Source organism: Schaedlerella sp. (assembly GCF_056796775.1).
On record NZ_JBQIKP010000023.1, the window covers coordinates 20,037 to 33,757 of the forward strand.

The following is a 13,721-nucleotide window of genomic DNA, read 5'->3' on the forward strand; positions in this document are numbered from 1 at the left end:
TTCCTCCTCCGTATATTCAAATACTGTGTAAGTTCTGCTACGCCTAAATTATAACGTTTTTTTCTTCTGTTTCCCACTGGGAAACGCTCCCATGACTGGATGCGAAAATCCAATGTAAAGTCTTCCCATATCCGGATCTGCACACCTGTTCCTCTGCTGTCCCGAATACAATTATCCTCTGCATCATGGAACACCGCCCTGCAGTACCGTTACAGCTCCCTGCTCATCAGGACCGCATCCTCCGGTGGATCCTGGTAGAAGCCCCTGCGGATCCCGTCCTCCTGAAAGGCCATTTTTTCATAGAAAGCCCTTGCCTCCCGGTTGCTTTTCCGCACGTCCAGCAGCAGCCTGCGGATCTGCTTCTTTTTACCGATCTCTTCCAGCGTTCTCATAAGGCTTTTTCCCACACCCTGCCGCTTCTGTTCGCCGGCTACGGCAATCCGCGCTATCTCCGCCTCATCCCCCGCCCTATACGCAAACAGATATCCTACGGCTTTTCCCGCTTTTTCCGCCAGCAGGCAGACGGTACTTAGATTCGAAACAGTGTCCAATATCCCGTTCTGGCTCCATGGGTCCGGAAAACTCTGATACTCGATCTCCGCCGCAGCTGCGGCATCCTCGGCTTTCAGTTCCCGTATGACCAGCTTTGCCGTCTTTTCCCGCTGGGCACGTTCCCGTTCTGCCTGGGACTGCCGCAGATATTCCGGCTGATGCTCCATGGCGGTTTCGTATTTTCCCGCCTTATAATAACGGATCCCCAGCGCTCCGACCACAGCGGCTCGCTGCCGGTTCATATAGGACGGCGCAAACGAATAGGGAACCTTCAGCCCGGCAGACAGCATTTCCCGATAGACCGGCACTCCGTCTCCCAAAAAGACAACCGGCCTGTTGTAATTGTTGAGCCGCCGGATCAGATCCTCCACAGCTATGGCCATCTGCATCCGCAGCACCTGGAAAACCGGGTCCACCTCCCGGGTTCCTTCTTTTTTTCCCGCGCTTGCGGAAAATGTATAGATTCCCGTATAGACCTGATTTCTCCGTGCGTCCATGATGGGACAGATGATATCTCTGCAGCCGTATACCTGGTAGGCAAGCCCGTCTACCGTAGGCACATGGATCAGCGGCTTATCCAGCGCAAGCCCCAGCCCCTTTGCCGTGGCAGAGCCAATCCGAAGTCCGGTAAAGGACCCCGGCCCCCCTGACACAGCTATGGCATCAATCTCCGCCAGATCCAGGTCTGTCATCCGTACCACCTCGTCGATCATAGGCAGCAATGTCTGGGAGTGTGTTTTTTTATAATCCACCGTATATTCTGCTACGGTACGGGTCTCCTCCACAACGGCAACCGAGGCCGTCAGCCCGGAGCTCTCTATCGCCAGCACCTTCATGTCCCGCATCCTTTCTATTCCTGTCTTATCTCACTTTCAAATGATACCGGGCGGCAGATCGATCCGGCGTTCCGTATATCCTCCGCCGCATCACTGTCCCGGCATATGACATGCTCAATCCGTCTGCTCTCCTGTCAGCTCCACCGTGATCCGCCGATAATCAAATCCTTTTTCCAGATCCTTCTCGATCAAAACCCGGGTACGCTTCCGGGGCAAAATCTCTTCGATCAGATCCGCCCATTCGATCAGGGACACACCGTCCCCCATGATGTATTCTTCGTATCCGGTCTCTTCCATCTCTTCCACGCTTCCGATGCGGTAAACGTCAAAATGGTACAGCGGCAGCCTGCCGCCCTCGTAAATCTGCAGAATCGTAAAAGTGGGGCTGTTTACGGATTCGTCAATCCCCAGCCCTTTTGCAAATCCCTGTGTAAATACGGTCTTCCCGACTCCCAGATCTCCTGTCAGGGTGTAGACTTCCCCTGCTTCCGCCAGCTTCCCGAGGCGCATCCCGATCTGAAAGGTGTCCTCCGGGCTTTTTGATTCCAATATCATGCCGTCCTCCGATGCATTTTCCACCTGTACGGCTGCAATCCGAAATCTGAGTTTTATGTGATTTGCCACAGTAAAACTCAGATTTTTGATCAGCAGCCTGCTGCCGTACAGGCAGGGATTTTTTAATGATGGAACAGACGCAGTCCTGTAAATGCCATCGCCATGCCATACTTGTCACAGGCCGCGATCACATTGTCGTCCCGCACGGAACCGCCGGGCTGTGCCACGTATTTTACTCCGCTCTTGTGGGCGCGCTCAATATTGTCCCCGAACGGGAAAAATGCGTCGGACCCCAGAGATACATCGGTCATCTTATCCAGCCATGCCCGCTTTTCTTCTCTCGTAAATACATCCGGCTTCACTTTGAAAGTATTCTCCCATACGCCGTCCGCAAGAACGTCCATGTATTCCTCTCCGATATAAAGGTCAATGGCATTGTCCCGGTCCGCCCGGCCGATGCCGTCCTTAAACTGAAGCCCAAGAACCTGCGGTGCCTGCCTTAACCACCAGTTATCCGCCTTCTGTCCTGCCAGACGGGTACAGTGGATCCTGGACTGCTGTCCGGCGCCGATCCCAATGGCCTGTCCGTCCTTCACATAGCATACGGAATTGGACTGGGTATATTTCAGCGTGATCATGGAGATTGCCAGATCCCGCTTTGCATTTTCCGGAATGTCTTTATTCTCGGTTACTACCTTTGCAAAGAACTCATCGTCAATCTTTAATTCATTTCTTCCCTGTTCAAATGTGATCCCGAATACTTCCTTGTGCTCCAACGGCGCCGGCTCATACGCGGGATCGATCCGGATCACGTTGTAATTGCCTTTTTTCTTCTGCTTTAACAACTCCAGCGCCTCCGGCTCATAGCCCGGCGCGATCACACCGTCCGACACCTCCCGCTTGATCAGCCTTGCCGTATCCACGTCGCACACATCGGACAGGGCGATAAAGTCGCCGAAGGAGGACATCCGATCGGCTCCTCTGGCTCTCGCATAGGCGCACGCAAGGGGAGAGAGCTCTCCCAGATCATCCACCCAGTAGATCTTCGCCAATGTTTCCGACAGCGGAAGCCCGACTGCAGCGCCTGCCGGAGACACATGCTTGAAGGATGTAGCGGCCGGAAGCCCGGTAGCCTTCTTCATCTCGCTCACCAGCAGCCAGCCGTTGAACGCGTCCAAAAAGTTGATATATCCCGGACGCCCGCATAATACTTCAATGGGAAGGTCGCTTCCGTCCTGCATATAGATCCTGGACGGCTTCTGATTCGGGTTGCAGCCATATTTTAATTCTAATTCTTTCATGTTACGACTCCTTATTTATTTTTATTCACAATTCTGGTTTCGTATGTTCCGCTCTGGATGTCAATATATCTCACAAAGAGCGACACCTTATTCTCTTCATTCAGGCTGTCCCACAGAAGCTCCGTGAATGCTCCCATGTCGTCCGGTATGGAGATGAGCTTCGGCTCTCCTTCAAAACTGGGCAGCGGATCTCCGTCGTGCATATACGTATGTATAAAATGACCTTCTCCCGCAGACGGATTCTCATACGCAAATGTATACCGATTGCAGCCCGCCGGATTGCCGTGATTGCTCTTTAAGATCGACATGGCATAATTATAGTTTCCATTTTCCACATGCATGATCCCGGAGATGCGGGGTGTATAGTTGGGTACGTCCGGTTCAAATTCCCTGGACCGCAGCGACTGTTCGAACGTCATCTGTCTGTCCATGCCTTCGTAGATCGTATCCGTCTGATCCCCATTGGTCACAATGGTCTTGTTGCCGAGCACGCGCACCGGCGCATAGATCACCAGGCTTGGATCCGTCAGCTTGGCCGGGTCAAACGCCTGAGTGCGGATCCCTTCCCCGTCTTCCACGAAGATGCGGTTCCTGCTGTTCACGCTGCGCCCCATGATAAAATATGCCGCAGCCGCTTTTGTCCCATCCGCGCTTTTTCCAAGGATGATCCCTCTACCCGGATAAGAATTGTTCTTTAACTCCTGCTCAATGGATAACATGTTCATAAGATGCCTCTCCTTTCCTTCGAATATGTCCATTATACCTGTGATATCCTGCAAGTTCAATAATAAAAATATCTTTTTTCATTATTTTGGAGATCATAGGTTAATGTGCGCGCCCGGCCAGGGTGTGAACAGTAACGAACATAGGCAATGCTGTCTCAAACAATCCTATCGTATTTAAAAAGCAGCTTTGAATGCTCTGGAAAAAAATAAACCTATGCACATGAAAAGGGAAACCACAGCACAATATTGCCGCACGTTTCCCTTTTCACATCCAAAGGTTTCATTATAATTCACGCAAATTACATGTTCAATATCGCCACTATTGAATTTCTTTGAAACGGTTCAATGAAGATTTTTTATAAAGTAGAAATAATGATATATAATAGACTTCGTTCTTTCAAAAAAAAGAAAACCCTAAGAGAATCTGTCAACTCATTCTCTCGGGTTTTAGATCTTTAATTTATGTCATCTCTGAAAACAAAAACCCCCGGAAAAGCCTGTCCAATGGCAGGACCTCCCCAGGGCAGCCAACTACGCTTCTTTTTTTCTCTGCTCATTGATAAAGCCTTCGACCTTATTTTCCGGAATGCCGAGGGCATATGAAAACTCACTGTAAAGCGCATGCTCCAAAAGCTGCTGATACTTCTTGTCCATACTTGTCACACCGCCGCGATGCTCTGTACGCTTATAAAGGGTCTTCAACACCCGGATCCAGTTCTCCGGCAAATATCCGGAGATGCAATTCTTGTATTCCTGCTCCCGGGTCTTTTCACTCTGCACCCACAGAATTTCAATATCATCCATCCTCTTGATCAAACCCAGCACCGCTTCCCGTTCAATGGGCTTGCGGATATTGGTATCGTCATCAATGGGGACATAGGCCCGGTCCTTCGCATTTCCCACGGACTGCAGAGTATAATACTTCTTCTTTCTATCCGCAAACATAAAATCCAATGTTCCTACATCTTCAATCCGATATACACCCTTACACTTATAAACTACTGCATCACCTTGATTATGCATACACATCCTCCTTCCTTATCAGATCAGAAACGTTCTCATTTGCACATTTACATTGGATCTTCATGCCCTTACGTCCGGTAGAGTAAACTTCTGCTACACTTTATTGTAGCACTTTTTTTTACCCGAGGTAAGGAGATTTTTTTAAGGAAGGTTCAATTTTGTTAATTATGCACCATAGATACAGGATCTTTTTTGTGAAAAATGCCCTCTGATATTTTCCCGTGTGGTTCTGGCTCTTTGTGATCTCAGACCGAAATACCTTCTGTCTTTTAATTACTCTAAGAACATCTTCAGTTCTTCCATAAATGTATTGACGTCCTTAAACTGCCGGTATACGGATGCAAACCGGACATATGCCACCGGATCCAGAGTTTTCAGCCGCTCCATGACGATCTCTCCGATGAGACTGCTGGGGATCTCCTTCTCCTCCCGGTTGACGATCTGCAGCTCAATCTCATCCACCGCTTCCTTGATGGCGTCTGCCGGTACCGGCCTCTTGTAGCAGGCGCTCAGCACCCCGTTCTCGATCTTGGAGCGTTCATACTGCTCCCGGTTATTATCCTTTTTGATCACAATCAGCGGGATCGTCTCAATCTTTTCATAGGTTGTAAACCGCTTCCCGCATTCATCGCAGCAACGGCGGCGGCGAATGGAATTGTTCTCTTCTGCCGGCCGGGAATCAATGACTCGTGTATCCGAATTTCCGCAATAGGGACATTTCATAATATTATCCGCCTTTCTTCTGTACTCTACATACATGTTTCAAAAGGAACTCGATACTGCTGCCGACAAATACGCCAAGCCGTCGGCACTGCCGCATTCCAAAATACATACGGCATATCTTTATTATACACAATCCGCCCTGTATTTGCATTATATTTTTTTCAAAAATTTTTCTTCCCGTATTTCTACAAGGATAATATCCGGTCCGATCCGTTTTACACAGTGAAATGGAATCACGTATTCACTATCCGTCCCCAAAAAGCCGCAGATCTTCCCCGGTCCCGGCACGATCAGCGCCTCGATCTGCCCGCTGCCGCAGTCAAATTCCAGATCCACCACACAGCCCAGCCTTTTGCAGTCACAACTATTGATTACTTCCTTTTCCCGGAGTTCACACAGCCGCATACCCGTCTCCTGACAACGTATTTCCACTTGCTTTTACCATATGCAAAAAATCCTCAAAAGTTTACTCGTCATCTGGAAAAATTCATTTCTATCAGCATTGAACTGTCAAAGACACTTGTAGATAGCAGCTTTATATATTCTTCGAACAATATTTTTTGCAATACCTTTAATTCCATAAGTCATCTGATCAGCAAAAACAAAAAATGTAAATACTACAATGCGAAAGAATATATCAATTTTAAGCCGACAGCCGTCAATGAAGAATTCGAACAATTATGTGATAATCTTGAAACATTAATCCATAGTATGATTAATGCTACAATCAGTCAAAACCCTGGCTGTGTTTTTATTATGGCCGGGCTAGTTGCCCGTTTCTTTTCTATTATGGAAAATCCTGATCTATATCAGAAAGAAATTATTCAACTTGTGGGGTCAAATGATGAAAATCTCATTCACCAGATCACCAAAATATTTGAAAAAAATAAGGGTAAGATCAGTCGGGCTGAACTAGTATAACCCACGATAATTATCCACACCTTTCACTTGTCTAAATTTTCATCTGCTGCGTCAGCTTCAATCGACGATGCTACCGGCATCGCCTCATTCAGCTTCCTTGCACATAAAAATTTATCCTGCGTGTAAGGTAGCGGTAATTATCGTGAGTTATACTAGAATGCCTCATGCATTATAATGCTGACTATCTAAACAGAGTCGTAAAAAAATCGACAGGTTTAACTCTCGTAGAATATGGGCAGCTTTTTCGGCTGCAGGAGGCAGCCGCGTTACTTATAGAATCAGATCTAAGTATTTATAATATAATGTCGAAATCAGGTTTTTCAAATCGCAGTTATTTTAATAAAATTTTTTTAGGAAAATTTGGAATGCTTCCAAATGAATACAGAAAAAAGCATAAGTCCTCAGAATAACATACAGACACAGAATATTTACTATGATTCCCCTTTTATATGAATATAAAAACGCCGGGATAGTATCGTAAAAATACCATCCCGGCGCGGTTTTCTTTTCAGATTTATAAGAGAAGATTCTTTCGAATGAAAAGCCATATCTACAGCTATTCTGTCACAACACCCTTCTGCAGCATCACATTTGCGTACAGAGCGGATTCCCCGGTCGCAATGATCGCATAAGCTGTCTTTGCCTCATCGTAGAACGCAAAGCGCTCGATATTGCCCACGCAGTCCGCGCCGCGGGAATCATGTTTTGCGATGATCTCCTTGTAGGTATCCCAAATTGGAGTCTCCACATCATCTCCGGGCATCACTTCCATCAGGTTCACCGGCTTCTCCACATAAGTATCCAGCGGGAACACCTGCAGGATGGCATCCAAAAGCTCAGGCACGCCGTGGCCGTCACAGCGGATCACGATCGCGTCCTTTCCCATGGATTCCGCCGGAAAGTTCCCGTCAGAGATCACCAGACGGTCACTGTGCCCCATCTCGCAGAGCACCATCAACAATTCCGGAGACAAAATTTTCGGAATTCCTTTTAACATATTCTATGTCCTCCATAATCTTTCTTCATACGATACTTGATATCACATTACTTGAGCGGCATCCCGCCCGCAAAAACAATCCCGGAATGCCGCCTGCCTCATACTATCTGTTGGATGATAAAATCGTCAAAAGTCCTTTGGCATTTTTATCATTTGATGGTCTTATATAATGGTCCGTAAGCCTGGCATGCTCTGTAGTCAGCGCCTTCCTTGTCCATGCCGAATGCGTTCCAGGATGCAGGACGGAAGATCTTCTCTTCCGGTACGTTGTGCATAGCAACCGGAATCCTCAGGATGGAGCACAAGGTGATCAGGTCTGCTCCGATATGTCCGTAGCTGATCGCGCCGTGGTTAGCGCCCCAGTTGTTCATTACATCGTATGCCGTAGCAAATGCGCCTTCTCCTGTTGTCCTCGGCGCAAACCAGGTACACGGCCATGTATAGTCGGTTCTCTTCCAGAGTACGTCGGTTACTTCGTCCGGAAGATGTACAGTCCAGCCTTCTGCGATCTGCAGCATCGGTCCTAAATTCTTCACCAGATTCAGGCGGATCATGGTCACAGGCATCTCTGCTTCTGTAACGAATCTGGAGGAATATCCGCCGCCCCGGAAATATCCAAGGTCTGCATAGTTCCAGGTAGTCGCCTTCATGATGGCTTCCTGATCTGCCTCTGTTACTTCATACCACGGCTTCATCACGCCGTTTCCATTGGCGTCCTTTGCCTGTCCATTGGCATCCAGACATGCCGCGCCGGAGTTGATCAGATGGATAAATCCGCCGGCTTCCTTTGCCTTTCCTTCCAGCTCATAGCCGCCTGCCGCTTTCTTCACTGCCTCAGGGCTCCAGTATGTACGAACGTCTGCAAAAATCTGCGGGGAATTGGTAAGCAGCTTGTTGAACAGCATTCCAAGGCTGTTGAGTACATCGTTCTCGGTCGCCAGGATATAGGGCTCTCTTGCTCCGTTCCAGTCAAAGGAGGTATTGAGCATCGCTTCCGGATAGTCGCAGTTCGGATAGAAGTCTGTCCACTGTCTCTGTCCCTGGAAGCCGGCAGCGATGGCATTGTGGCCAACCTTTTCTTCTTCGCAGCCCTCCGGCAGATTGTCGTTTCCGTTCATCAGGTCCTTGATGATACACATCATCTTTACAACGAATTCCCAGTCAGAATCCTTTGCATCGCGGCTCTTCTGCAGCTCTTCCGGGTTCTTGTCAAAGCCTTCAATACATTTTTCTTTTGTCCATGCAAGCGCCTTCTGATATTCAGCCTCATCATAGATGCCTTCTGTCATACGGCGGATGATCTCTACCTCATCTACGGATTCCACACGCATGCCAAGGTATTCCTCGATAAATGCAGGATCAATGATAGATCCGCCGATTCCCATGCAGATGGAACCGATCTGCAGATAAGATTTTCCTCTCATGGTCGCGGCAGCCACCGCGGCACGCGCAAATCTCAGCAGCTTTTCTTTTACGTCTTCCGGAATCTCGGTGTCACTCGCTTCACATACATCATGTCCGTAAATACCGAATGCCGGCAGGCCCTTCTGCGCATGAGTAGCCAGGACTGATGCCAGGTAAACCGCGCCCGGTCTTTCTGTTCCATTGAAGCCCCATACCGCTTTGATCGTCATTGGATCCATATCCATGGTCTCTGCGCCGTAGCACCAACAGGGTGTCACGGTCAGAGTAATGTCTACCCCGGCCTTTTTGAACTTATCCGCGCATGCCGCCGCTTCCGCGACACGTCCGATGGTCGTGTCCGCAATGATGACCTTTACCGGTTCCCCGTTGGTATATTTTAAGTTGTCTTCCAACAGCTTTGCAGCGGATTTTGCCATGTTCATGGTCTGGTCTTCCAGAGATTCACGAACCTCGAGCGCCCCTCTTCTTCCGTCGATGGTAGGACGGATTCCAATTACCGGATAGTCTCCAATGAGTCTTGATTTTGCCATAGCAGTATTCCTCCTTTAATGAATAAATGTTTTAAATTTCTCATATGCAGCATCCCATTTCTCAGTATCCTGAGGAAGATACTCATATGTAGTTTCCGATTCCGCAATGATGTGCCTTGCTTCCTTTACATCCCGGATCTCGCCCATTGCCATCATCTGTACCGCGATATTGCCCAGCGCGGTGGCTTCCACCGGTCCAGCGATCACCTTGCGTCCGTTTGCCCCTGCTGCCATCCGGCAGAGCAGCTTGCTCTGGATCCCGCCGCCGATCATATGGATGACCGGATAATGCTTTCCGGTGCAGGATTCGATCTGTTCCAGCGCATAGCGGTATTTTAGTGCCAGGCTCTGGTTGATGCAGCACATGATCTCTCCCACCGTCTCCGGCACCTTCTGTCCGGTCCTGCGGCAGAATTCCCGGATCCTCTCCGGTATGTTGCCTGCCGGAACAAATTCCGGCGCGTCCGGATCAATAAAGCTCTGGAACGGCTCTGCCGTGAGCGCCATTTCTTCCAGCTCTCCGAAGGAATATTCCTTTCCTTCCCTGATCCACTGACGTCGGCTCTCCTGGGCCAGCCAGAGTCCGATGATATTTTTCAGCAGTGTGGTTGTATTGCCGTAACCGCCTTCATTACTTACATCGCATGCCATGGATCTTTCTCCGATCACAGGCCCGTCAAGCTCCGTTCCGAAAAGGCTCCATGTGCCGCAGCTGATAAAGATAAAGTCCTTCTCCTGAGTGGGGACGGATACCACCGCGCTCTGTGTATCATGTCCCGTGATGGCAATGACCTTGGCCGGTTCCACTCCAAGCTCCTCGCAGATATCCGCTTTCAGCGTTCCAACCACCGTACCACTGGGAATGATCTCCGGCAGAAGTGTCTTCGGGATCCGCAGCGCTTCCAGAATCCGGTCGGACCATTCCGTCCTGCCTGCATCAAGGAGCTGCGTGGTCGCTGCCATGGTGTACTCGGCTCTCTTTTCCCCGGTCAGGAAATAGTTGAACAGATCCGGCAAAAGCAGCAGCTTGTCTGCCCTTTCCAGAATCCACGGCCGTTTCTGCACCAGGGAATATAACTGAAAAATGGTATTGAAGTTTTCAAACTGCAGTCCGGTCAAGCTGTAGACCTCTTCCTTCGGTATGGCCTTGAACACCTCTTCCTGCATCCCCACGGTTCTGTCATCCCGGTAATGAACCGCATTTTCCAAAAGATCGCCGTGCTCGTCGATGAGACCGAAGTCCACACCCCAAGTATCAATGCCGATGCTCTCAAAGCCGCCCTTCTGCTTTGCCTTCACGATCCCCTGCTTGATCTCGAAAAGATGTCTCAGTGTGTCCCAGTACATGGTCCCGTTCAGCATCACCGGGTCATTGGAAAAACGGTGTACCTCCTCCATACGGATCTTCCCATCCTCCAGTCTTCCCAGGATAGCCCGGCCGCTCCCCCCACCGAAGTCAAACGCAAGGACCTGCTTCTTGTTTCCGCTCACTGACCTACCTCCTCCCTTCTGATAATTTTGGTATATTTGTAACTATTTAGAACAGATAGCCGCGTTTTCTATGAATTGTGTATCCTCACCGCTGCCAATACAGTCTCCCCCTGATCTATAGGCGATACGCCCAATTTCAGAAATAGAAAAAGCGTTTCGACAAGTAAACTTGCACAGTCATTTTCCTCAAATCCTGCTGTCCCAAATATAAACGGTGATTTTATTTTACCATTGTACAGAGAATTATACTTGTGTTATAATGTAAAAAAGTATAACAATATTCACATATCGTTAGCAAGCGTACGGCACTGTGTGAACAGTAACCACATATTTCTACGTTCCGCATTGAAGTGAAGTAACCGCAAATCGTACAATAACACGCGCAAAGGAGTATTATGCAGTATATTAATTATCAGGAGAGCTGGCAGAGAGGGACCGCCGACTTTCCTATGGAATATCATCATGTATCCCCGTCTCATCCGCAGTATGTCATGTCCCTGCACTGGCATGTAGAGTTTGAACTGATCCGGATTTTAAAGGGCACCCTGCGCCTGACCATTGATGAAGAGGAATTTGACGCTTTGGCCGGCATGTTCATCTTTGTTCCGGCCGGCGTCCTTCATGAGGGGATGCCCGACGACTGTGAATATGACTGTCTGGTATTTGATATGAATATTCTCATGAATAAAAATGATTCCTGCTGCCGGATGATCCGCAGGATTACAGAACATGAGGTCGAGCCGCAGTATCTTTATCCGGAATCCGATCAGGAGCTCCACCGCATCATCTGGGGGATGTTCGGCGCGGTGGCTTCCAGGAGGCCGGGATACCAGATGATCGTCCTTGGATCCCTGTATCAGATGATCGGTACGATCTTTGCGGAAAACCATTATCATCCCGCGCCGGAGGTCTACCCCCGCAACCACCGGCGGATCCTGCAGCTCAAGCAGGTTCTGGAATTTATAGAAAGCTCTTATAAAATGCCGCTGACGCTGGAGGAGATTTCCCACAGCGTCAACATGTCGCCCAAATATTTTTGTAAATTTTTTCAGGAAATGACTCACCGGACCCCCATTGATTACCTGAATTATTACCGGATCGAGAGGGCCTGCTACCAGCTTCTGACTTCCGAGCAGTCCATTACGGAGGTGGCATACAATTCCGGATTCAATGACCTGAGCTATTTTATCAAAACATTTAAAAGATATAAAGGAACCACCCCGAAACGATATCTGAAATCCTGACAGCATCCATCTTTTCTCCGTTCCATGTTATATAACAATCCCCTCATTGAGATTGATCACAGTTCTCCGCTTGAAATCTTAAAACTGCAGAAGAATCTGGTGGAGATTGCAAAAGGCGAAGGGATTCAGAAATTGAAAAATATGAAGGAAAAAAGGAGCCGAAAGTAGCTTAGCCAAAGGAGCGCTTCTCAAAATCCAAACAAGGGGATTTTGCGCCCTAAAATAGATACTGCTAAAAGAAAAAGCAGTCCGGTAAAAATCCAGCGCCTTAAAAAGCCTGAATTTTTACCGGACTGTTTTTTCTTACCTATCAGGGGTATAAATCGTTATTTCCCGACAGCCCCGTATATTTTATTACAGAGTCACGATCACACCGTCTTCATCCCACAGGTCATGCCAGTCGTTTGCGCCTTCCCAAAGAAATACCTGCCCTTTCACGAGCCGGTTATTCTTTTCCAGCGTTGCGATCTTTGCCATTTCCTCCTCGGTCAGCGGATCCTCAGTCATGCTCTTGAGATTGCTCACATATTCCACCTCATGCACAGAGAACGGAATCGGAATCTGTCCCCTCTGGCGCGCCCATTTCAAAGCGATCAGTGCCGGATGCACGCCGTGCGCTTTCGCAATCTCCTGCATTTCCGGCGTCTGCATGTCCGCAACGTCCTCCGGACAGATGTCACGTTCCGGCCTCTGAGGAGAGCCAAGCGGCATAAATCCGATGGGCTGGATCTTGTGGTCACTCAGATAGTCGAACAGCTCCTGCTGCTGGAAACAGGGATGCAGCTCCATCTCACATGCTGCAGGCTGAATTTTCATCAGCGGCAGCACGGCCTCCAGCTTCGGAATGGTCATGTTGGAAATGCCGATATTGCGGATCAGCCCTTTTTCTACCAGTTCCTCGCACTGTCTGTATGTACGGATAAACTCCTCTGTGCTGAAGGGCTTGGAATCCGGATTTCTGGAATCCACGTCACATCCCGGCGCATGATAGTTCGGGAACGGCCAGTGAATGAAAAACAGGTCGATATAACCGCATTTCAGGTCCGCAATGCTCTTCCTGCAGGACTCCTCCACTCTTTCATGCATGTCATTCCATACCTTTGTCATGATGAATAGCTCGCTTCTCTCCACCACGCCTTCATCGAACGCGTCCTGGAACACCTGCCCGATCTGGTCCTCATTTCCATAGCATGCGGCACAGTCAAACATCCGGTAGCCGCAGCGGATCGCGCCTGCCACCGCGCCGGATACCTGCTCCGGGGTAAAGCGGTCGGATCCGAACGTCCCCATACCCACACAGGGTACTTCTACTCCATTGTAAAATGTTACCTTCGGCACACTTGCCGGATTGATAAATTCTCCCATTGCTTCTTCTCCTTTTCTATCATCATGTTTTTA

13 protein-coding genes are annotated in these 13,721 nt (G+C 48.9%); 2 read left to right on the forward strand and 11 right to left on the reverse strand.

The genetic code is table 11. From position 1 onward, the window contains the following. Positions 1 to 209 precede the first annotated feature (209 nt). From tsaB to ACTOY7_RS11700, 7 genes are all read right to left on the reverse strand, one after another. On the reverse strand, positions 210 to 1,388 hold the full coding sequence (gene tsaB, locus ACTOY7_RS11670; RefSeq protein ID WP_482670877.1) for a tRNA (adenosine(37)-N6)-threonylcarbamoyltransferase complex dimerization subunit type 1 TsaB: 1,179 nt from the start codon (positions 1,386 to 1,388) through the stop codon (positions 210 to 212). Between the two features lie 114 nt (positions 1,389 to 1,502). Further along, complete coding sequence (gene tsaE / locus ACTOY7_RS11675; RefSeq protein ID WP_160282938.1) at positions 1,503 to 1,943, reverse strand: tRNA (adenosine(37)-N6)-threonylcarbamoyltransferase complex ATPase subunit type 1 TsaE; 441 nt, start codon at positions 1,941 to 1,943, stop codon at positions 1,503 to 1,505. A 122-nt stretch (positions 1,944 to 2,065) separates the two neighbouring features. Beyond that, positions 2,066 to 3,244 (reverse strand): phosphoribosylaminoimidazolecarboxamide formyltransferase, encoded by a 1,179-nt coding sequence (locus tag ACTOY7_RS11680; protein WP_160282939.1) that lies wholly within the window; start codon positions 3,242 to 3,244, stop codon positions 2,066 to 2,068. An 11-nt stretch (positions 3,245 to 3,255) separates the two neighbouring features. Further along, positions 3,256 to 3,969 (reverse strand): IMP cyclohydrolase, encoded by a 714-nt coding sequence (locus ACTOY7_RS11685; RefSeq protein ID WP_300885005.1) that lies wholly within the window; start codon positions 3,967 to 3,969, stop codon positions 3,256 to 3,258. Between the two features lie 531 nt (positions 3,970 to 4,500). After that, positions 4,501 to 4,992 (reverse strand): CarD family transcriptional regulator, encoded by a 492-nt coding sequence (locus ACTOY7_RS11690; protein ID WP_160282945.1) that lies wholly within the window; start codon positions 4,990 to 4,992, stop codon positions 4,501 to 4,503. Positions 4,993 to 5,265: 273 nt separating this feature from the next. Further along, entirely contained in the window at positions 5,266 to 5,715 is a 450-nt protein-coding gene (nrdR, locus tag ACTOY7_RS11695) for a transcriptional regulator NrdR (RefSeq protein ID WP_160282946.1), read from the reverse strand. A 150-nt stretch (positions 5,716 to 5,865) separates the two neighbouring features. Then, the gene (locus ACTOY7_RS11700; protein ID WP_160282947.1) at positions 5,866 to 6,120 is read right to left on the reverse strand and encodes a PRC-barrel domain-containing protein; all 255 of its coding nucleotides are present in this window, start codon (positions 6,118 to 6,120) and stop codon (positions 5,866 to 5,868) included. Between the two features lie 680 nt (positions 6,121 to 6,800). Between ACTOY7_RS11700 and ACTOY7_RS11705 the strand changes: the two genes are divergently transcribed. Next, a complete protein-coding gene (locus tag ACTOY7_RS11705) occupies positions 6,801 to 7,046 on the forward strand; it encodes a helix-turn-helix domain-containing protein (RefSeq protein ID WP_160282948.1) in 246 nt (81 codons plus the stop codon). 146 nt (positions 7,047 to 7,192) lie between these two features. Here the strand turns inward: ACTOY7_RS11705 and ACTOY7_RS11710 are convergent, their stop codons facing one another. From ACTOY7_RS11710 to ACTOY7_RS11720, 3 genes are all read right to left on the reverse strand, one after another. Then, positions 7,193 to 7,633 (reverse strand): RbsD/FucU family protein, encoded by a 441-nt coding sequence (locus ACTOY7_RS11710; protein ID WP_016296296.1) that lies wholly within the window; start codon positions 7,631 to 7,633, stop codon positions 7,193 to 7,195. Between the two features lie 149 nt (positions 7,634 to 7,782). Then, complete coding sequence (locus ACTOY7_RS11715; protein WP_482672489.1) at positions 7,783 to 9,588, reverse strand: L-fucose isomerase; 1,806 nt, start codon at positions 9,586 to 9,588, stop codon at positions 7,783 to 7,785. A 15-nt stretch (positions 9,589 to 9,603) separates the two neighbouring features. Further along, positions 9,604 to 11,079 (reverse strand): rhamnulokinase, encoded by a 1,476-nt coding sequence (locus ACTOY7_RS11720; RefSeq protein WP_300885006.1) that lies wholly within the window; start codon positions 11,077 to 11,079, stop codon positions 9,604 to 9,606. 395 nt (positions 11,080 to 11,474) lie between these two features. Between ACTOY7_RS11720 and ACTOY7_RS11725 the strand changes: the two genes are divergently transcribed. Continuing rightward, positions 11,475 to 12,323: an AraC family transcriptional regulator gene (locus tag ACTOY7_RS11725; protein ID WP_482670866.1), complete on the forward strand. Its 849-nt coding sequence runs from the start codon at positions 11,475 to 11,477 to the stop codon at positions 12,321 to 12,323. Positions 12,324 to 12,677: 354 nt separating this feature from the next. On the opposite strand, the gene ACTOY7_RS11730 is transcribed toward ACTOY7_RS11725, so the two are convergent. Continuing rightward, complete coding sequence (locus ACTOY7_RS11730) at positions 12,678 to 13,688, reverse strand: aldo/keto reductase (RefSeq protein ID WP_482670867.1); 1,011 nt, start codon at positions 13,686 to 13,688, stop codon at positions 12,678 to 12,680. Positions 13,689 to 13,721 lie beyond the last annotated feature (33 nt).